The 19,122-nt window shown below is 71.1% G+C and carries 17 protein-coding genes; 9 read left to right on the forward strand and 8 right to left on the reverse strand.

Annotated elements, in window-relative coordinates; all coding sequences use genetic code 11:
* The first annotated feature begins 302 nt into the window (after positions 1-302).
* Positions 303-2,675 carry a transglycosylase domain-containing protein gene (locus OIB37_RS23480; protein ID WP_330459570.1) on the forward strand — a complete coding sequence of 791 codons (2,373 nt, stop codon included), beginning with the start codon at positions 303-305 and terminating at the stop codon, positions 2,673-2,675.
* Positions 2,676-2,745: 70 nt separating this feature from the next.
* On the opposite strand, the gene OIB37_RS23485 is transcribed toward OIB37_RS23480, so the two are convergent.
* From OIB37_RS23485 to OIB37_RS23495, 3 genes are all read right to left on the reverse strand, one after another.
* The gene (locus tag OIB37_RS23485; protein ID WP_330459571.1) at positions 2,746-4,887 is read right to left on the reverse strand and encodes a SpoIIE family protein phosphatase; all 2,142 of its coding nucleotides are present in this window, start codon (positions 4,885-4,887) and stop codon (positions 2,746-2,748) included.
* Between the two features lie 294 nt (positions 4,888-5,181).
* Complete coding sequence (fomD, locus tag OIB37_RS23490; RefSeq protein WP_330459572.1) at positions 5,182-5,871, reverse strand: cytidylyl-2-hydroxypropylphosphonate hydrolase; 690 nt, start codon at positions 5,869-5,871, stop codon at positions 5,182-5,184.
* 84 nt (positions 5,872-5,955) lie between these two features.
* Complete coding sequence (locus OIB37_RS23495) at positions 5,956-7,368, reverse strand: class II fumarate hydratase (RefSeq protein ID WP_330459573.1); 1,413 nt, start codon at positions 7,366-7,368, stop codon at positions 5,956-5,958.
* A 265-nt stretch (positions 7,369-7,633) separates the two neighbouring features.
* On the opposite strand from OIB37_RS23495, the gene OIB37_RS23500 reads away from it, so the two are divergent.
* The 4 genes from OIB37_RS23500 (at position 7,634) to OIB37_RS23515 (ending at position 10,245) form a co-directional block, all read left to right on the forward strand.
* Positions 7,634-8,182, forward strand: a complete 549-nt coding sequence (locus tag OIB37_RS23500; protein ID WP_330459574.1) for a hypothetical protein — start codon at positions 7,634-7,636, stop codon at positions 8,180-8,182.
* 4 nt (positions 8,183-8,186) lie between these two features.
* Complete coding sequence (locus OIB37_RS23505) at positions 8,187-8,522, forward strand: helix-turn-helix domain-containing protein (RefSeq protein WP_330459575.1); 336 nt, start codon at positions 8,187-8,189, stop codon at positions 8,520-8,522.
* 314 nt (positions 8,523-8,836) lie between these two features.
* Complete coding sequence (locus OIB37_RS23510; RefSeq protein ID WP_330459576.1) at positions 8,837-9,220, forward strand: peptidase inhibitor family I36 protein; 384 nt, start codon at positions 8,837-8,839, stop codon at positions 9,218-9,220.
* Positions 9,221-9,333: 113 nt separating this feature from the next.
* A complete protein-coding gene (locus OIB37_RS23515; RefSeq protein WP_330459577.1) occupies positions 9,334-10,245 on the forward strand; it encodes a hypothetical protein in 912 nt (303 codons plus the stop codon).
* 160 nt (positions 10,246-10,405) lie between these two features.
* Here the strand turns inward: OIB37_RS23515 and OIB37_RS23520 are convergent, their stop codons facing one another.
* Complete coding sequence (locus tag OIB37_RS23520; RefSeq protein ID WP_330459578.1) at positions 10,406-12,079, reverse strand: fumarate hydratase; 1,674 nt, start codon at positions 12,077-12,079, stop codon at positions 10,406-10,408.
* Positions 12,080-12,245: 166 nt separating this feature from the next.
* Here OIB37_RS23520 and OIB37_RS23525 point away from each other — a divergent pair, with 166 nt between their 5' ends.
* A complete protein-coding gene (locus tag OIB37_RS23525; protein WP_443058193.1) occupies positions 12,246-12,989 on the forward strand; it encodes a DUF1707 SHOCT-like domain-containing protein in 744 nt (247 codons plus the stop codon).
* A gap of 177 nt (positions 12,990-13,166) precedes the next feature.
* Positions 13,167-13,559, forward strand: a complete 393-nt coding sequence (locus OIB37_RS23530) for a WhiB family transcriptional regulator (protein WP_330459579.1) — start codon at positions 13,167-13,169, stop codon at positions 13,557-13,559.
* A gap of 249 nt (positions 13,560-13,808) precedes the next feature.
* On the opposite strand, the gene glpX is transcribed toward OIB37_RS23530, so the two are convergent.
* Complete coding sequence (gene glpX, locus OIB37_RS23535; RefSeq protein ID WP_330459580.1) at positions 13,809-14,843, reverse strand: class II fructose-bisphosphatase; 1,035 nt, start codon at positions 14,841-14,843, stop codon at positions 13,809-13,811.
* A gap of 125 nt (positions 14,844-14,968) precedes the next feature.
* Here glpX and OIB37_RS23540 point away from each other — a divergent pair, with 125 nt between their 5' ends.
* Positions 14,969-15,493: a DUF4245 domain-containing protein gene (locus OIB37_RS23540; RefSeq protein WP_330459581.1), complete on the forward strand. Its 525-nt coding sequence runs from the start codon at positions 14,969-14,971 to the stop codon at positions 15,491-15,493.
* Positions 15,494-15,582: 89 nt separating this feature from the next.
* Here the strand turns inward: OIB37_RS23540 and OIB37_RS23545 are convergent, their stop codons facing one another.
* The 3 genes from OIB37_RS23545 to xseA all read right to left on the reverse strand — a co-directional run bounded on the left by OIB37_RS23545 (position 15,583) and on the right by xseA (position 18,001).
* Positions 15,583-16,173, reverse strand: a complete 591-nt coding sequence (locus OIB37_RS23545; RefSeq protein ID WP_330459582.1) for a malonic semialdehyde reductase — start codon at positions 16,171-16,173, stop codon at positions 15,583-15,585.
* A 142-nt stretch (positions 16,174-16,315) separates the two neighbouring features.
* Complete coding sequence (locus tag OIB37_RS23550; RefSeq protein WP_330459583.1) at positions 16,316-16,558, reverse strand: exodeoxyribonuclease VII small subunit; 243 nt, start codon at positions 16,556-16,558, stop codon at positions 16,316-16,318.
* A 216-nt stretch (positions 16,559-16,774) separates the two neighbouring features.
* Positions 16,775-18,001: an exodeoxyribonuclease VII large subunit gene (xseA, locus tag OIB37_RS23555; protein ID WP_330459584.1), complete on the reverse strand. Its 1,227-nt coding sequence runs from the start codon at positions 17,999-18,001 to the stop codon at positions 16,775-16,777.
* 88 nt (positions 18,002-18,089) lie between these two features.
* Between xseA and OIB37_RS23560 the strand changes: the two genes are divergently transcribed.
* Positions 18,090-19,106 (forward strand): 4-hydroxy-3-methylbut-2-enyl diphosphate reductase, encoded by a 1,017-nt coding sequence (locus tag OIB37_RS23560; protein ID WP_330459585.1) that lies wholly within the window; start codon positions 18,090-18,092, stop codon positions 19,104-19,106.
* Positions 19,107-19,122 lie beyond the last annotated feature (16 nt).

Raw genomic sequence — 19,122 nt, forward strand, 5'->3', positions numbered from 1 at the left:
GGTGTATACGCGCGGTGTATACGCACCGGTGATGCCCCATGACCAGCGGTGAGGGTGTGCAGGTGACGGGTGAATGTCACAGTTCCGAACGGCGCGCCCGCTGCCCCGGCGTCGTCCGGCAGGCGGAGAACCGGTATCGGATCGCGCCGGGAGGCAACCTGGGGGCGCTGTTGTTCGTCGGTTCCCATGGGGCAGGTGCTCATTCTCACGTCCGTAAAAGGGCGGATCAGACGCCCTTTGTCATATAGGGGGGTGTTAGCTTTCGGAGCTGACCCCGAGACGGAAGCGGAGCGAAGGGACCCATGGGACGAGCGGAAGAGAGACGAGCGCGTCAGCGTGGTGGCCGCCGCGCGGCGCCCAGCCACCACTCGCAGTCCCCGGCGACCGCGTCACCCGCCGCCGGCAGCGGCCGGGCGGCCGGCGGCAGGGCGGGCAAGCCCGCCAAGGGCCGAATACGCCGGCTCTTCACCTGGAAGACGATGCTCGGCACGTTCTTCGGACTGTGCCTGCTCGCCATCGGCGGTTTCACCGCGTTGTACATGTCGGTCGACGTCCCCGAGGGCAACGAACTGGCCAAGCTCCAGAGCAACGTCTACAAGTACAACGACGGTACGGTCCTGGCCCGCGCCGGCAAGGTGAACCGGGAGAACGTCGACCTGTCGAAGGTCCCCCGGAAGGTCCAGCTGGCCTTCGTCGCGGCCGAGAACAAGTCCTTCTACACCGACCCCGGCGTCGACATCAAGGGCACCACCCGAGCCCTGCTCAACACGCTGGCCGGCAAGGGCAAGCAGGGTGGTTCGACGATCACCCAGCAGTACGTCAAGAACTACTACCTCGACCAGCAGCAGACCGCCTCGCGCAAGCTGAAGGAACTGGTCATCTCGCTCAAGGTGGAGCGCGAGAAGTCCAAGGACGACATCCTCGCCGGCTACATCAACAGCAACTTCTACGCCCGTAACGCCTACGGCATCCAGGCCGCGGCGCAGGCCTACTACCGCGTGGACGCCGAGGACCTCACGGTCGAGCAGGGCGCCTACCTGGCCGCGCTGCTCCAGGCGCCCAGCCAGTACGACTGGTCGACCGCGACCCCCACCAGCAGGCGGCTGGTCAAGAACCGCTGGAACTACGTCCTGGACAACATGGTCGAGGAGCACTGGCTCGACAAGTCCAAGCGTGAGGCCATGAAGTTCCCCGTGCCCAAGGAGCCGAAGGGCGCCCCGGGCATGGAGGGGCAGACGGGCTACCTGGTCTCCCTCGCCAACGCCGAGGTGGCGGACCAGCTGATGAAGGAAGAGGGGCTGTCCAGGGCCGAGGCCTCCGCCAAGGTCGAGGGACAGGGCTGGACCATCACCCTGAACGTCAACCGCAAGAAGCAGGCCGCGCTGGAGAAGGCGGTCAAGACGCAGCTGAACGACCACCTCGACCCCAAGAAGCGCAAGGTCGACGCCGACGTCCAGGCCGGCGCGGTCTCGGTCGACCCCAAGACCGGCAAGATCGTCGCCCTGTACGGCGGCCAGGACTACTTCTCGCACTGGACCGACAACGCCACGCGCCGGGACTACCAGCCCGCCTCGACGTTCAAGCCGATCATCCTCGCCGCCGCGCTGGAGCAGAACGCCACCACGCAGGACGGCAAGCCCATCGACGCCAACACGGTCTACGACGGCACCAGCGGCCGCCAGGCCGTCAGCCACGGCGTCAACGTCGGCTTCGGCCCGCCCAACGAGGACGACGCCGACTACGGCAACATCCCCGTCCAGGAGGCCATGGACAAGTCCGTCAACTCCGTCTTCGCGCAGATGGGCGTGGACGTGGGCATGGACCAGGTCATGGCCACCGCCAAGCAGCTCGGCATGGACACCGAGGGCATGCAGGCCGTGCCCGCGCAGACGCTGGGCTCGATGGGCGCCAGCCCGCTGGAGATGGCCGGCATCTACGCCACCCTCGACAACCACGGCGAGAAGGTCACCCCCAGCATCGTCAAGACGGCCGAGCAGACGGATCGTTCGGTCAAGATGCCGAACCCGATCGGCGGCTCGGTGATCAGCCGGACGGCCGCCGACACGGTGACCTCCGTGCTCACCGGCGTGGTCGACGACGGTACGGCCCGCCAGTCGGTGGCGAACAACCCGCTGCGCAACGGCCAGCAGGTGGCCGGCAAGACCGGTACGTCCGACTGCAACCGCTCCGCCTGGTTCACCGGCTACACGCCGGACCTGGTCACCTCCGTCGGACTGTTCGGCGAGGCGGCCAAGGCCGGCGGCACGGGCTGCGACGACGAGCCGATCAAGCAGTACGCGCACGTCTCCCTGAAGGGCGCGATGGGCGGCGGCCGCGTCAACGGCGGCGGTCCGCCCGCGCAGATCTGGGCCGCGTACACCTTCGGTGTCACGGACAAGGCCACGTTCGACCTGAACACCACCCAGGGCGCCGCGGTCGCGACCCAGACGCCGACCGTCAGCGAGACTCCGTCCGAGACCCCCTCCGAGACGGCGACCAGCGAACCGCCGACGTCCGCGCCGCCGACCGAGACGACGAGCGCGCCGCCCACGAGCGCGCCGCCGACCCAGACGCCGACCACGCCGACCACGCCGCCGGCCACGACGACCGGGCCGCCGACCGGGGGCCCCACGATCAGGAACCCGTTCGACCCGAAGGCCCAGAAGGCACAGTAACCGCGCACACGAAGGGCGCCCGGCAGCACGCCGGGCGCCCTTCGCGTGTCCGCCACCGGAGAACCGGGGCTCAGCTCCGGTTCAGCTCGAACCAGACCACCTTGCCGGTGCTCAGCCGGGTCGCGCCCCAGCGCCGGGCCATCTTGTTGACCAGGTACAGGCCCCGCCCGCCCTCGTCCGTGGCCCGCGCCTGCCGCAGCCGCGGCAGCTGCGGCACGTCGTCGCCGACCTCGCAGCGCAGCACGTCCGTGCGCAGCAGACGCAGGGTCACCGGGCGCGAGGCATAACGCACCGCGTTCGTGACCACCTCGCTGACCAGCAGCTCCACCGAGTCCGTCAGGTCCTCCATGCCCCACCGCGACAGCGCGCGCCGGGCCAGCCGGCGGGCCCGGCCGGGGGCCGCGTCCTCCGGATCCAGCGACCAGTACGCCACATCGCTCGGCGCGATCCCGTCGAAGCGGGCCGCGAGCAGCGCGATGTCGTCGTCCCGGTCGCCCGGGCCGAGCATGTCCAGCACCTCGTCGCAGAGGGCCTCCAGCGGCGGCGGATGGTCCGGGCCGGTCAGCTGCGCGGTCGCGGCGAGCTTCTCGCGCAGCTGCTCTATCCCGGTCCACACGTCCCGCAGCCGGGACTCCACCAGACCGTCCGTGTACAGCAGCAGCGTGGCCCCGGCCGGCGCGTCCAGCTCGACCGCCTCGAAGTCGACGCCGCCCACGCCGATGGGCGCGCCCGGCGGCACCCGCAGCACCTCGGCCCGCCCGCCCAGGTGCAGCAGCACCGGCGGCGGATGGCCCGCGTTGGCGATGGTGATGCGGTGCGTGACCGGGTCGTAGACGGCGTACAGACAGGTCGCCATGCGGTCCGTGCCGAGGCGCTGCGCCTGCTCGTCGAGGTGGTGCAGCACCTCCTGCGGGGGCAGGTCGAGCCCGGCCAGGGTCTGGGCCGTCGTCCGCAGCTGGCCCATGATCGCCGCCGAGGTCATGGAGTGCCCCATGACGTCACCGACCACCAGCGCCACCCTGCTGCCCGGCAGCGGGATCGCGTCGTACCAGTCGCCGCCCACCCGCGCCGTCTCCGCGGCCGGCAGATAGCGCGAGGCCAGCCGCACCCCCGTCGGATGCGGCAGCGTCTCCGGCAGCATGGTGCGCTGCAGCTCGTCGGCGATGTACGCCTCACGGCCGTACAGCACCGCCTTGTCGATGCCGAGGGCGCTGTGCGTGGCGAGCTGCGCCGCCACCAGCAGATCGTCCACCTCGAACGGCGCGCGCTCCGGCCGGCGCAGGAACACCGCCGCGCCGATCACCCGCCGCCGGCCGCGCAGCGGCGCGAGGATCGCGTGCTGGCCCTCCGGTACGACCGCCTCGCCGCCCTCGCCGAGCAGCTCGGGCAGCGCGGCACGGGCGGCGGGGGTGTCCGCGAACACCGGCCGCACCCCGCGCAGCACCTCGTTCAGCGCGCCTCCGGGCCGCACCTCGCACAGCTCGGCGGTCAGCGCCGCGGGACCCGACAATCCCGAGAACACGGCCAGACCCGACGGGTCCGGTTCCGGCTCCGGGAAGGGCGGGGGCAGCAGGCCCTCGGTGCCGCGCTCGTCGGGTATCCGGTCGGAGCGGCGCAGCCGCAGCACGACCGGCCCGGTGGGCCGCTCGTCGCCGACCGGCAGCGGGTCGCGCAGATAGACCAGGATCGCGTCCGAGAACGTCGGCACGGTGGCCCGGCACAGGCCCATCACGATCTCGTCCAGGTCGAGACCGCGGGCGATCCGCCGCGTCGCGGCGCCCACGAACCTCAGCCGGTCGCCGTCACGCCGCATCGGCATCGGCCGCCCGGGCGGCAGGCCCCGCCCGGTACGGCGTTCCTGGCCGCTCGGCGTGCGCTCCTGCTCGGCGCCGGGCTGCGGCGGAATGCCCTCCGGCGCGGGACGCGGACGGTGGTCTCCCACGCTCGACTGCGCACGCGCGGGAGATGACCCCGCCGGCTCGTCGGTGGCCGGCTGGGAGTGCTCGGGGCCGTTGACTGGGGGCTCCTTCTCCTTGTTGCCCTTGCCGTGGGGCACGGTCGTGCCCGGGCCGGACGGTGTTCCGTCGGCCCGTGCCTGTGCGGGTAAGCCCGAGGCGCCGAGCGGGTTCGGGGTACGCAGGAGCGCCCCGCGGCTCTCCGCGGGGTCGGCGCCCGGCTGCGGGCGTCCGTAGGACGTGGGCTGCTCCGTCACGCGTGTCGAATCCATCCGTCCGGGGCTGCGCGCCGGGCGCGCAGATGGTCCCGCCGAAATCCCGATACCCGGAATACGTGCCCCAGGAACGGAATTCCCGCGTGGTCACAGGTTGTTCCCGCGCCGCCGGCGAACCCGGCAGGGCCCGCGGTGGTGTTGCCCTCGTACCCCTCGATCACGTCCTGCCGCCCCTCGGTGACATAAGGTCAAGCCCGGCACATGCTCCGGGAGTTACAACTCGGCGCCTTGCGGAGGACGATCCTACGGTTGTGGTCCGGGGGCGCATCAAGGGTCTCATGAGGACATGCGCGCGGGTGTGCGGTCCCAGTCCCCCGGTAGCGACGGTACCGCCCAGGACGGGTCCGGGCGCCAGTGCTGCCAGCCGTCCGCGAACGGCCGCCCCCAGGCACGGATCGTCTCCACCGCGGCCAGCCCGGCCGCCCGCACCCGCCCGGCGGTCTCCTCGTCCATCAACCCGTCCCGCTGCGCCTGCGCGAACTCGTCCTCGTCCCGCCAGTCCCAACTGCGGTCCGGGTTCACGGTGATGTCCAGGAAGTGGTCCTCGGAGTCCACACCGCCCGCCCAACGGGCCAGCGGCTGCTCAAGGTTGACGTACCAGTTCTTGAACTGCCAGCCCTGGTCCCAGAACAGCCACACCGACCAGGGCTCGCCGGGCCGCGCCAGCTTCAGCACACCCGTGCCGAACCAGCGGTCCCGCTGCACCGTGCGCGGCTTGGTGTAACGGGACTCCAGCGGCTCCAGGTGCAGGGGTTTGCCGTCGGCCAGCACGGGCTTCACGCACTCGGTGCCGGGCGCCATCCAGACCGCGAGCACGTCCGCGTCGTCCCGTACGACGGTGACCGGCCGCACGATGTGAAAGCGCTCACCGGCGTTCTCCCGGTACCGCCACAGGATCGGCGTCCCGGGCGCCCAGTACGTGGCAGGGACCGCTTCCACTCGTCTCACCGCTCCGTCGTCCGTCATGGACAGATATTAGGTGCCTCCGGCACACGACGCTGCGGTACCCCTCGTGGTTCCCGGCGGCGGGCCGGAAAGGTTCGCCCGGTGTCACGGGCGCGTCATCCGCAGGACATCCAGCGCCTCGTCGAGCTGCTCCAGGGTGAGGTCACCACGCTCCACGTAGCCGCTCTCCAGGACGACCTCCCGGATGGTCCTGCGTTCCGCGAGGGACTTCTTGACGACCTTCGCGGCCTCCTCGTACCCGATGTACTTGTTCAGCGGGGTCACCACGGAGGGCGAGGACTCGGCGTACTCGCGGGCCCGTTCGCGGTCGGCGGTGATGCCGTCGACCGTCCGGTCGGCCAGCAGCCGGGAGACGTTGGCCAGCAGCCGGACCGACTCCAGCACGTTCCTGGCGATGACGGGCAGCATCACGTTCAGCTCGAAGTTCCCCGAGGCGCCGGCGGTGGCGATCGTCGCGTCGTTGCCGATCACCTGGGCCGCGACCATCAGCACGGCCTCCGGGACGACCGGGTTGACCTTGCCCGGCATGATCGAGGAGCCGGGCTGGAGGTCGGGCAGCCGGATCTCGGCGAGTCCGGTGCGCGGCCCCGACGCCATCCAGCGCAGATCGTTGGCGATCTTCGTCAGCCCGACCGCGATCGTCCGCAGCTGCCCACTGGTCTCCACGATCCCGTCCCGGGCGCCCTGCGCCTCGAAGTGGTCGCGGGCCTCGGTCAGCGGCAGCCCGGTGGCCCGCGCGACCTCCTCGATCACCGCCGCGGAGAACCCCGGCGGTGTGTTGATCCCGGTCCCCACCGCGGTCCCGCCCAGCGGCAGCTCGGCCAGCCTCGGCAGCGAGGAGCGCAGCCGCTCGACGCCGTAGCGCACCTGGGCGGCATAGCCGCCGAACTCCTGCCCCAGCGTCACCGGCGTCGCGTCCATCAGGTGCGTGCGCCCCGACTTCACCACGTCCGCGAACTCCACGGACTTGCGGGTGAGCGCGGCGGCGAGGTGCTCCAGCGCCGGGATCAGGTCCCGGGTGACCGCGGCGGTGGCGGCGATGTGGACCGACGAGGGGAACACGTCGTTGGACGACTGCGAGGCGTTGACGTGGTCGTTGGGGTGCACCTGGCGGCCGAGCCGCTCGCTCGCCAGCGTGGCGACGACCTCGTTGGCGTTCATGTTGGACGACGTCCCGGACCCGGTCTGGAACACGTCCACCGGGAAGTGCTCGTCCCACTTCCCCTCGGCGACCTCCCCGGCCGCCTCCTCGATCGCCGCCGCGACGTCCTCGTCCAGGACCCCCAGACGGGCGTTCACCTTCGCCGCGGCCCCCTTGATCCGGGCCAGCGCCTCGATGTGCGCGCGCTCCAGCCGCTGCCCGGACACGGGGAAGTTCTCGACGGCACGCTGCGTCTGCGCCCGCCACTTGGCGTGGGCGGGCACCCGGACCTCGCCCATGGAGTCGTGCTCGGTGCGGTAGTCCTGTCCGCCGTCCGCTGCACCCGTCGTCGTCATCGTCGTCGTACCTCCTGGAACGGGAGCACGGGGGAAACGGGCACTATTCCCGTGCTCCCGTTCCAGGATCGGACGCGCGGCCGCCGCTGTCGCGGCGACCCGGCCCCGGTTCCCGGCGGGCCCCGCTCAGCAGCTGCTGACGAGGGACATGCGCGCGATGTCGTCGTACCAGCCGGGGTCGAAGGTGCCCTTGGCCGTCCACACGTACCGCTGGGTGTGAAGGACTTCCAGGCCGGCGCTGTGGAAGGACGGACACCTGGACCGGGTGGAGGTACGGCCGCTGTCCCCACCCCAGACCGCCGCCGTACTCGAAGCGGTCCTTGGCGGCCCCGTGGACCGCACCGCCGTCGCCCGGCTGTGGAGACTGACCCGCGGCAACGCCCTGATCCTGCGGCACGTGGTCGAGACCGAGCTGGGAGTGCGCCACCTGCGCCGCGTGCGCGGGATCTGGCGGGGGTCCGGGCCGCCGGCCGTCTCGCCGGTGCTCGCGGACCTCGTCGCGGCGCGCATGGGCGAACTCTCCGGCCCCGTACGGGACGTGGTGGATCTGCTCGCGCTCGGCGAGCCGTTCGACGTGGCGTTCCTCGCCCGGCTCGCGGACCCGGCCGCGATCGAGGAGGCCGAGGCGCGCGGGCTGGTGACGGTGGAACAGGCGGGCGACACCCTGTGGGCCGCGCTCGCCCACCCCCTGTACGGCGAGGCGCGCCGCGCGGCCCTCAGCACCCTGCGCGCCCGCCGCCCACGCCGCCGCGCCGAGTGCCCGGGACGGCGAGGGGCTGCGCGCCGCCTCGGCCCAATGGGAGGCGACGGGTGACCTGTTGGCGGCCGCGGACGCCGCCGCCCAGTGCGCGAGCGCCTGTCTGCGCCACGGGGAGCGGGCCCTGGCCCATGCCGCGGCCGCCCGCGCCCACCGGCTCGCCCAGGCCTGCCAGGGGGCTCGCACCCCCGCACTGCTGGAGGCGGCCCGTCCCGTGCCGCTGACGAGGCGGGAACGCGAGATAGCGGTCCTCGCGGCCCGCGGGCTGACCAACCAGCAGATCGCCGACCGGCTGACCGTCTCCGTACGCACGGTGGAGGGCCACCTCTACCGCATAGGCGGCAAACTCGGCATCACCAACAGAAGGGAACTGGCCGCACTCCTTCTGGACGAGTGAACGCCCGGCCTCCGCTCACACCGGCCCGTACCGGACCGGCACCGGCCGGCCGAGGCCCGTTTCGCTGCCGTCCCGGGCTGAGCGGTGGAAGTGGTTCCGCGAAAGGAACGGGCGCCAATCGCCTCTTTTGAGGAGAATTCCAATACCGCCACTCAGGTGGGGCGAGTGGGCACAATTATCACCGTTGACCTTGATCAGGGTGGCCGGTAGTGTGCGCTTTCGCAAGCGGAGAATATGCGCAGACAACGGAGATATTCGTGAAGTCAAAGCGGTTTGTTGTCGCCGGTGCCGCAATTCTGGCGACTCTCATGGGAATGGCGCAGGGGACTGCGTCCGCCGACACCCGCAACATCACGGACCACACGGGGAGCACCGGCCGGTGCGCCTCCAGCCACGTGTGCCTGTACTACAACTCGGGTGAGAGCGGCGCCAAGTTCAGCGTCTACTACGACAACAACAACGTCAACGTGACGGCGGCCATACCGGACCTCGCCGGTTACCACTTCGACTCCTCCGGCAGCGGTTCGGGACAGTCGGTGAAGAACAACGCCGCCTCGGCCGAGGTCCCCGACATCTGCTCCATGTGGATCTACTACAACAGCAACTACGGCGGCAACGTCGACTACCTGGGCGGCGGTTATGGCCAGCTCTGGTACACGTACAACGAGAACGCCTCGCTGAAGGCGGGCTGCCCGTAATTCACGCCCCGGCCCCGACCGATTTCCGCGGTCGGGGCCGCAAGGCTTTACGCGCTTTGTGTGCAGCCCACGGATCGCCATAAACCGTCGGGCGACCGAAGAATCGATGGAGCATGCGACACGTCAGGAACACCCTCACCGCGATATGCGCCGCAGGCGCTCTGCTGGCTCTCTCCGCCTGCGCCGGCTCCGCGGACCGTACCGGCCGTTCCTCCGGGGGAGCGCCGTCCGCGGGGCAGGCGCAGCGGCCGTCATCCGACGGGCACGCGCGGCCGCCCGTCGAGGGCGATGCCAATCCGCTCCCGCTGCCGGTGCAGAAATACCTCGTCGCACCGAACAAGACGCGGGGGGTCAGGACCGCGACCTTCATCCTGGTCGACGAATGCCTGCGGCAGCGGAACATCCCGGCCATCGCGGTTCCCGCGGACGGGACGGACCGGCAGGGCTACCCCGACCCCTATCAGGTCGGGCGGCGCTACGGGCCGATCGTCAAGGCCGACATGACGACCTACGGCTATCACCTCTCGCCCGCCGAGTTCGGCGGCGGCGCGAGTGCGGCGGCTCCGAGGATCTCGGACCGGCAGCAAGCCGCCATGAGCGGACCGTCGGGATGCCTCGCGGCGGCCCAGCGCAAGCTCATGGGCAAAGAAGCGCTGGACTCCCCGGTCGCCCGGGAGATCAGCAGCCGGAGCTTCGTGGAGTCCATGAAGGACTCCGGGGTCAAGGCGGTCGTCGCGAAGTGGTCGGCCTGCATGGCCAAGAAGGGCTATTCCTTCGCCGGCCCCCTGCAGGCGCTCACCGCGGCCGACCTGAAGCCGCCGAAGCCGAGCGCCGCGGAACTGCGCACCGCGGCCGCCGACTACGCCTGCAAGGAATCCACCGGGCTGGTCTCCACGTGGCAGAAGGCCGAGAGCGAGATCCAGGACAGGGAAATAGCGAAGCACCGGCCGGCCCTGGAGAAGGCGAACGCGCGCCTGGCCGGGATCGTGGCGAAAGCGGCCGGGATCATCGACCGCAACGGCTGAGTCCGTCGCCCGACCGGTTCGCGCGACGGCACCGTTCAGCCCGTCCGGCGTCTGAGGGCGAGGCCCGTTCAGGGCCGACGGGGGTCAAGGGGCGGAGCCCCTGGGGGCGGGACGGGCAGGGGCGGCGGGGGCGAGAGCACCCCACGCCGCCCCGACGGCACTACGCGAGCCCAGGCCCCCGCACCGGAATCGACGTGAACGTCGGCGCCGGCGCCGGATCCTGGAAGAAGTCGTTCCCCTTGTCGTCCACGACGATGAACGCCGGGAAGTCCTCGACCTCGATCTTCCAGACCGCCTCCATGCCCAGCTCCTCGTACTCGAGAACCTCGACCTTCTTGATGCAGTCCTGCGCGAGCCGCGCGGCCGGCCCGCCGATGGACCCGAGGTAGAAGCCGCCGTGCGCGTCGCACGCGTCGGTGACCTGCTTGCTGCGGTTGCCCTTGGCGAGCATCACCTTGGAGCCGCCCGCCGCCTGGAACTGCTCCACGTAGGAGTCCATGCGGCCGGCCGTCGTCGGACCGAAGGAACCGGAGGCGTACCCCTCGGGGGTCTTGGCCGGACCGGCGTAGTACACCGGGTGGTCCTTCAGGTACTGCGGCATCTCCTCGCCCGCGTCCAGCCGCTCCTTGATCTTGGCGTGCGCGATGTCGCGGGCCACGACCAGGGGACCGGTCAGCGACAGCCGCGTCTTCACCGGGTACCTGGTCAGCTCGGCGAGGATCGTGTCCATCGGCTGGTTGAGGTCGATCTCGACGACGTCGCCGCCGGAGGAGTCCAGGTGCTCGTCCGTCGTCTCCGGCAGGAACCGCGCCGGGTCCGTCTCCAGCTGCTCCAGGAAGACACCCTCGGCGGTGATCTTCGCGACGGCCTGGCGGTCGGCCGAGCAGGACACGGCGATGGCGACCGGGAGGGACGCCCCGTGCCGGGGCAGCCGCACCACACGCACGTCGTGGCAGAAGTACTTGCCGCCGAACTGCGCGCCGATGCCGATCTTCTGCGTCAGCTCGAAGACCTTCTCCTCCAGCTCCTTGTCCCGGAAGCCGTGACCGAGCGCGGAGCCCTCGGCCGGCAGCTCGTCCAGGTAGTGCGCGGAGGCGTACTTGGCGGTCTTCAGCGCGAACTCGGCGCTGGTTCCGCCGACGACGATCGCCAGGTGGTACGGCGGGCAGGCGGCCGTGCCCAGCGAACGGATCTTCTCCTCCAGGAACTTCATCATGGAGGCCTCGTTCAGGACGGCCTTCGTCTCCTGGTAGAGGAAGGACTTGTTGGCGGAGCCGCCGCCCTTCGCCATGAACAGGAACTTGTAGGCGCCGCCGTCGGTGGCGTACAGCTCGATCTGCGCCGGCAGGTTGGAGCCGGTGTTCTTCTCCTCCCACATGGTGAGCGGAGCCATCTGCGAGTAGCGCAGGTTGAGCCTGGTGTAGGCGTCGTAGATGCCGTGCGAGAGGTGCTTCTCGTCCGTGCCCTCGGTCAGCACGTTCTGGCCACGCTTGCCCATGACGATCGCCGTGCCGGTGTCCTGGCACATGGGCAGCACGCCCGCCGCCGCGATGTTCGCGTTCTTCAGCAGGTCCAGCGCGACGAACTTGTCGTTGGCCGACGCCTCGGGGTCGTCGATGATGCGGCGCAGCTGGGCGAGGTGGGCCGGGCGCAGGTAGTGCTGGATGTCGTGGACGGCCTCCTCGGCCAGTGTGCGCAGCGCCTCCGGCTCCACCTTGAGGAACGTGCGCCCGTCCGGACCCTCGACGGTGGACACACCCTCCGAGGTCACCAGCCGGTACGGGGTGGTGTCCTCGCCCTGGGGGAGCAGATCGGTGTACGCGAACTCAGGCATCTCAGCCCATTCCTCACTCTACGGACGGCGGCCCGCCGACGCTGGCGAGCCTCACCAGCGTAGAACCTGCCACCGGGACGGATCCTGTGAGGTAAGGCTCAGTAGTCGACACGCGGTCGCCGTCGCCCCCTAGTCGCGATCTATCGCGTTTCGGTACGCTGCTGCCGTGGACCTTCAGAAGCACGCTCAGCCCGCTCAGCCCGAGGACAGCGCGCCGCGCGTGTCCGACCTGCGCGACCTGCGCGCCTCGGACGCCGACCGTGACCGCGTCGCCGACATCCTCCGCGAGGCCCTGGCCGAGGGCCGGCTGACCGCCGAGGAGCACGCCGAGCGCGTGGAGGGGGTGCTGCACACCAAGACGGTCGGCGAACTGGACACCTACATCCGCGACCTGCCGGGCGCCCACCAGCAGCGGACCACCCCGGCCTACGGGGCCGCGCCCGCCCGCCCCGAGCCCGGAGCGGTCCCGGCGGAGGCCGACGCCAGCGTGGTGGCCGTCTTCAGCAGCGCCATGCGCCGGGGCCGCTGGCGCGCCGGGCGCCGCCTGCACGCGTACGCGGTCTTCGGCAGCGTCGAGATCGACCTCAGCGAGGCGATCTTCGAGTACCAGCAGGTCGTGATCAAGGCGGTCTCGGTCTTCGGCGACGTCCAGATCCGCGTCCCGGAGAACGTGTCACTGCGCGGCACCGGCGGTGGTGTCCTCGGCAACTTCGAGGTCGACACCCTGGACTCGGTCGAGACCGGCGCGCCTGTGGTCTACGTCGACGGGTGGGCCGTACTCGGCAACGTCGAGGCCCGCCCCAAGCGCGGCAAACTCGTGTCGGACATCCTGGAACGGGTCCACGAGCGCGTCCAGGAACGCGTCCAGGCCAAGCTCGACCGGAAGCTGCGCAAACACCTGGACCGTTGACGGTCGCGAATCCGGTGACGGCCGCGGAACGATCCGGTCCGCCCCGGGGAAGGCTTCGAAGGGGCGTGAACAAGCCGTCGCGCGCCTGCGGTCGGGAACGCTGTGCATAGGCGCGCGCACAGCGGGTAGGGCTGCTGCATCGTCTCTCGCTCGCGAAGCCGTCGTCAGGAGTAGACCGTGCCGCAACCGCCGCATTCGTCTCTACAGGTAGCTGCCGTTCCGGCCCAGCGGGTGCCGACGCGAGACAGGGACAAGGGCAGGGACAGGGACCAGGACGCGCCCTGGCACACCGAGGCGGTGTGCCGGCGCGACGAGGCCGGCCTGTTCTTCGCCCCGTCGAAGGAGCCGACCGCCGCCCGGCTGTCCCGGGAGGAGGCGGCCAAGCGCGTGTGCGCCCGCTGTCCGGTCATGGTCGAGTGCCGCGAACACGCCCTCCTCCAGCCCGAGCCCTACGGCGTCTGGGGCGGCCTGACCGCTGCGGAGCGCCGTGTGGTCCTGGCGAGGCGCCGCAGGCGCGAGATGGAGCTGAAGACGGCGACGAGGGCGACGGCGAACCGCATAGCCGGCTGAGCACGGACGGGCGGCGCCCCCTCCGCACAGGGGGTGCCGCCCGTCCATTCGTCCGCCTGCCGTGGCGCGAGGCCGTGTTCGCCGCGCGCCGCCTGGCTCGCGTGGGGCGCGCCGGGTCGCGAGGGCCCGTACGCGCCGCGAGCGTCTCGACGTACGCGCTGTGAGTACGACATGCGCGCCGCGAGTACGACGTACGCGCCGTGAGCGACCCGTACGCGGCGGCGATCCGCACTCGCCGCCGCGGAGGTGCTACTTCGCCCGGTCGAAGTCGATCGCGCTGTAGGCCCGCAGCTTGCTCAGCCGGTGCTCGGAGTCGATCCGCCGCACAGTGCCGGACTTCGACCGCATCACGATGGAGTCGGTGGTCGCGGTCTCCGACCGGTACCGCACGCCGCGCATCAGCTCGCCGTCGGTGATACCGGTGGCGACGAAGAACACGTTCTCGCCCCGCACCAGGTCCTCGGTGGTCAGCACCCGGTCGAGGTCGTGACCGGCGTCGATGGCCCGGGCCCGCTCCTCGTCGTCCTTCGGCCACAGCTTGCCCTGGATGGTGCCGCCCAGGCACTTCACGGCGCAGGCCGAGATGATGCCCTCGGGGGTGCCGCCGATGCCGAGCAGCAGGTCGATGCCGGTGCCCTCGCGCAGCGCCAGGATCGAGCCGGCGACGTCGCCGTCGGAGATCAGCTTGATGCGCGCGCCGGCCTCCCGGACCTCCTTGATGATGCCTTCGTGCCGGGGCCGGTCCAGGATGACGACGGTGACGTCCTCCGGCGCGGACCGCTTGGCCTTGGCGATCCGCCGGATGTTCACGGCCACGGGCGCGTCGATGTCGACGAAGTCCGCGGCTTCGGGGCCGGTGACCAGCTTGTCCATGTAGAACACGGCGGAGGGGTCGAACATGGCGCCGCGTTCGGCGGCGGCCAGGACGGCGATCGCGTTCGGCATGCCCTTGGCCGTCAGCGTGGTGCCGTCGATGGGGTCGACGGCGATGTCGACCTCCGGGCCGGTTCCGTCGCCGACGCGCTCCCCGTTGAACAGCATCGGGGCTTCGTCCTTCTCGCCCTCGCCGATGACGACGACGCCGTTCATCGACACGGTGGAGACGAGGGTTCGCATGGCGCGCACGGCGGCGCCGTCGGCGCCGTTCTTGTCACCGCGGCCGACCCAGCGGCCCGCGGCCATGGCGGCGGCCTCCGTCACCCGGACGAGCTCCAGGGCGAGGTTGCGGTCTGGCGCCTCGGAGGGGACATCGAGTTCGGACGGCAGGTGATGATGTTCGGTCATCGGAGCGCACCTTTCTGATACGACGACGGCCGGATGAGGGTGTTCCCCGACTCTATCGTTAGGCTGACAAAATGAGCAGGGGGCCCCACGGATGAGCGCACTGGACACCTGCGACGATAGAGGGCGTGGCAGGTTCGAACGGTAAGCAGAAGACGGCCCGGGACATGATCCTCTCCCTGGCCCTGATCGGTATCGCGGCGGCGGTGGTCTACCTCTTCGTCCCGCACGACGACCACGCTCCCGACATCAAGCGGGTCGACTACCGCGTCGAGCTGCTCACGGCACGCCGTGCGGCGAGCTATCCGGTGGAGGCCCCCGCGGGACTGCCGGATGCCTGGAAGGCGACCTCCGTGCGCTTCCAGGGCGAGAACTCCGACCGCTGGCACCTCGGCTTCCAGGCGCCGGGCGGCCAGTACGTGCAGGTCGAGCAGTCCGCCGGCAAGCGCTCCGACGTCATCGACCAGGCCAGCCAGGGTGCCTCGGCGACCAAGCGGACGCAGGAGATCGACGGCCGCACCTGGACCCGCTACAGCGGCGGTCGCTACGACGCCCTCGTCCTGGAGGACACCCCCGGCTCCACCACGGTGGTGGCCGGCACCGCGTCCTTCGACCAGCTGACGACGGTGGCCGCGGCGCTGAAGTCGAAGTGAGCGCGGCGCACCGAAGGTGAAGCGCGCACGAGACAGGCCCCCGGTTCGCGACCGGGGGCCTGTCTCGTGTCTCACGTGTGCGAAGCGGCTCAGACGGTCGTGACGACGTCGTCGTAGGCCAGGCGCGGCGAGCGCGGGTACCAGGCGTCGGCGCCGGGCTTGCCGATGTTGACGACCATCAGCGGGGTGTGGTCGCCGTCCAGGAACTCCTTGCGCAGGCCCTCGAAGTCGACGCCGGTCATCGGGCCGGCGGCCAGGCCGGCGGCGCGGACGCCGATGATGAAGTAGGCGGCCTGCAGGGCGGCGTTCATCGCGGCGGAGCCCTCGCGGGCCGGGCGCTCGGCGAAGAAGACGTCCTTGGCCTGCGGGAAGGCCGGGAACAGGGCCGGCAGCTCCTCGTGGAACTCGTTGTCCGCGGAGAGGATCGCGACCAGCGGGGCGACGGCCGTCTTGGCCCGGTTGCCCTCGGCCATGTGCTTCAGCAGACGCTCGCGGCCCTCGGCGGAGCGGACCAGGGTGATGCGCAGCGGGGTCTGGTTGAAGGCCGTCGGGCCGTACTTGACCAGGTCGTAGATCGCCTGGACCTGCTCGTCGGTCACCGGCTCGTCGGTGAAGGTGTTCGCGGTGCGGGCCTCGCGGAACAGCAGGTCCTGGGCGGCGGGGTCGAGTACGAGAGACATCCGTGACTTCCTCGAGTGCGCGTCCGGCCCGGGGCTGCCGGACCGGCTGACGGGCAGGATCTTACGCACGGTATGTTCAACTTTCAACAAAAGTCGGGGTGCGGTGACCCGTTTCACACCCCTAGCGCCACTCCGGGACGCGCTACTCGCCCGCCGCCCCGGCCCCTCCGGCCTCCTCCGCGGCCTCCTCGGCCAGCGCCGCGTCCAGCCGGGCCCGAGCGCCTTCCAGCCAGCGCCGGCAGACCTTGGCCAGCTCCTCACCGCGCTCCCACAGCGCCAGGGACTCCTCCAGCGTCGTACCGCCCGTCTCCAGGCGCCGTACGACCTCGATCAACTCGTCCCGCGCCTGCTCGTACGAGAGCGCCTCATCCGTCTTGCCGGTCATTCATCCACCCTAGACATCGCTTGAACTGACATCGCTTGAACTGACATCGCCCGAACTGGCATCGCACGAACCGGCGTCGCCCGAGCCGACACCGTTCGAACCCGTACCGGCCGAACCGGCACCGGCCGAACCGGCACCGGCCGAACCGACACCGGCCGAATCCACACCGCCCGAACCGGCCCCGCCCGTACCGACACCGCTTGAGGCGGCATCGCCCTATTCCTGACCCTCGACCTCAACCTCGACCCGCACCATGAACTCGCCCTCGGCGACCCGCGCCCGCAGCGCGTCGTCCGGGGCGACCTCGTCCGGATCGCGCACCACGTGCCCGTCCGCCCGCTGCAGCACCGCGTACCCGCGCTTGAGCGTGGCCGCGGGGGAGAGGGCGACCACGCGCGCGTGCGTGTGCGTCAGCTCCGAGTCGGCGCGGTCCAGGAGGTGGCCGAGCGTGCGCCGGCCACGGCCCAGCAGGGCGTCGACCTGGTCGGCGCGCTCGTCGACCATCCGGTGCGGACGCTCCATCGCCGGCCGCGCCAGAGCGTGCGCCAGCCCCCGCCCCTCCCGCTCCACGAGCGCGGTCACGCACCGCCGGGCCCGGTCCCGCAGCATCCGCACCCGCTCGGCCTCCTCGCCCACGTCCGGTACGACCTTCTTGGCCGCGTCGGTCGGAGTGGAGGCGCGCAGGTCGGCGACGAGGTCCAGCAGCGGGTTGTCCGGCTCGTGCCCGATGGCCGAGACGACGGGCGTACGGCACTGCGACACCGCCCGCACCAGCTGCTCGTCGGAGAACGGCAGCAGGTCCTCCACGCTGCCGCCGCCCCGGGCCACGACGATGACGTCCACCTCGTCCATCGCGTCCAGCTCCTTGACGGCCTGCACCACCTGCGGCACCGCGTGGACACCCTGCACGGGCACGTTGCGCACCTCGAAGCGGACGGCGGGCCAGCGGTGCCGGGCGTTCTCCAGGACGTCCCGCTCCGCCGCGGAGGCGCGGCCGCAGACCAGCCCGATCAGCTGCGGCAGGAACGGCAGCGGCTTCTTGCGCTCCGGCGCGAACAGCCCCTCGGCCGCGAGTGTCTTCTTCAGCTGCTCCAGCCGGGCCAGCAGCTCGCCCACGCCCACGGGCCGTATCTCCGCGGCCCGCAGCGAGAGCTGTCCGCGTGGGGCGTACCACTCCGGCTTGGCGAGCACCACGACCCGGGCGCCCTCGCCGACCACGTCGGCCACCGCGTCGAACACCTGCCGGTAGCAGGTGACGCCGACCGAGATGTCGTGCGACGGGTCACGCAGCGTCAGGAAGACGACCCCGGCACCCGGCCGCCGCGACAGCTGCGTGATCTGCCCCTCGACCCACACCGCGCCGAGCCGGTCGATCCAGCTCCCGATGAGCCGGGAGACCTCACCGACCGGGAGCGGGGCTTCGGGAGACGTGTTCACAGCCATGCCGCGAGAGTAACGGCCGGTACCGACAAAGGCGGTGTCCCCAGACACTCCTGAGGGGGATCTCCCGGCCGCCGTACCCGGCCTTACGATGGGTCCCATGACCGCTTCGCCTGGCCGCCGTGTCCTGCTCGCCGCCCCCCGGGGCTACTGCGCCGGTGTGGACCGCGCCGTGATCGCCGTCGAGAAGGCCCTCGAACAGTACGGTGCCCCGATCTACGTCCGGCACGAGATCGTCCACAACAAGTACGTCGTCCAGACCCTGGAGAAGAAGGGCGCAGTCTTCGTCGAGCAGACGGAGGAGGTGCCGCCGGGCAACATCGTGATGTTCTCCGCCCACGGCGTCGCCCCGACCGTGCACGAGGAGGCGAAGCGCGGACAGCTGGCCACCATCGACGCGACCTGCCCGCTGGTGACCAAGGTCCACAAGGAAGCCGTCCGCTTCGCCGACGAGGACTACGACATCCTCCTGATCGGGCACGAGGGCCACGAGGAGGTCATCGGCACCTCCGGCGAGGCCCCCGACCACATCCAGCTCGTCGACGGCCCCGAGGACGTCGCCAAGGTCGAGGTCCGCGACCCGTCGAAGATCGTCTGGCTGTCCCAGACCACCCTCTCCGTGGACGAGACCATGGAGACCGTCGACGCCCTGAAGGCGAAGTTCCCCGGACTCGTCTCCCCGCCCAGCGACGACATCTGCTACGCCACCCAGAACCGCCAGCTCGCCGTGAAGCAGATGGGCGCCGAGGCCGAGCTGGTCATCGTGGTCGGCTCGCGCAACTCCTCCAACTCCGTGCGGCTCGTCGAGGTCGCCAAGCTCGCCGGCTCCCGCGAGGCCTACCTGGTGGACTTCGCCTCCGAGATCGACGAGGCCTGGCTGGAGGGCGTCACCACGGTCGGCGTCACCTCCGGCGCCTCCGTCCCGGAGGTCCTGGTCGAGCAGGTCCTGGACTTCCTCGCCGAGCGCGGCTACGGCGACGTCGAACTGGTCAAGGCGGCCGAGGAGTCCATCACCTTCTCGCTGCCCAAGGAGCTCCGCCGCGACCTGCGCGACGAGGCGGCGGCCCTGGTCGCCGAGCGCGGCGGGTCCGGTACGTCGGACGCGTGACCGATCCTGCGCCCCG

Source organism: Streptomyces sp. NBC_00820 (assembly GCF_036347055.1).
GTDB lineage: Bacteria > Actinomycetota > Actinomycetes > Streptomycetales > Streptomycetaceae > Streptomyces.

Bases quoted from the DNA above. Each gene is read 5' to 3' on its own strand.
- OIB37_RS23480 (WP_330459570.1), top strand. From the start codon at position 303: ATGGGACGAGCGGAAGAGAGACGAGCGCGTCAGCGTGGTGGCCGCCGC.
- fomD (WP_330459572.1), bottom strand. From the start codon at position 5,871: ATGACGGACGACGGAGCGGTGAGACGAGTGGAAGCGGTCCCTGCCACG.
- OIB37_RS23495 (WP_330459573.1), bottom strand. From the start codon at position 7,368: ATGACGACGACGGGTGCAGCGGACGGCGGACAGGACTACCGCACCGAG.
- OIB37_RS23510 (WP_330459576.1), top strand. From the start codon at position 8,837: ATGGCGCAGGGGACTGCGTCCGCCGACACCCGCAACATCACGGACCAC.
- OIB37_RS23515 (WP_330459577.1), top strand. From the start codon at position 9,334: ATGCGACACGTCAGGAACACCCTCACCGCGATATGCGCCGCAGGCGCT.
- OIB37_RS23520 (WP_330459578.1), bottom strand. From the start codon at position 12,079: ATGCCTGAGTTCGCGTACACCGATCTGCTCCCCCAGGGCGAGGACACC.
- glpX (WP_330459580.1), bottom strand. From the start codon at position 14,843: ATGACCGAACATCATCACCTGCCGTCCGAACTCGATGTCCCCTCCGAG.
- OIB37_RS23545 (WP_330459582.1), bottom strand. From the start codon at position 16,173: ATGTCTCTCGTACTCGACCCCGCCGCCCAGGACCTGCTGTTCCGCGAG.
- OIB37_RS23550 (WP_330459583.1), bottom strand. From the start codon at position 16,558: ATGACCGGCAAGACGGATGAGGCGCTCTCGTACGAGCAGGCGCGGGAC.
- xseA (WP_330459584.1), bottom strand. From the start codon at position 18,001: ATGGCTGTGAACACGTCTCCCGAAGCCCCGCTCCCGGTCGGTGAGGTC.
- OIB37_RS23560 (WP_330459585.1), top strand. From the start codon at position 18,090: ATGGGTCCCATGACCGCTTCGCCTGGCCGCCGTGTCCTGCTCGCCGCC.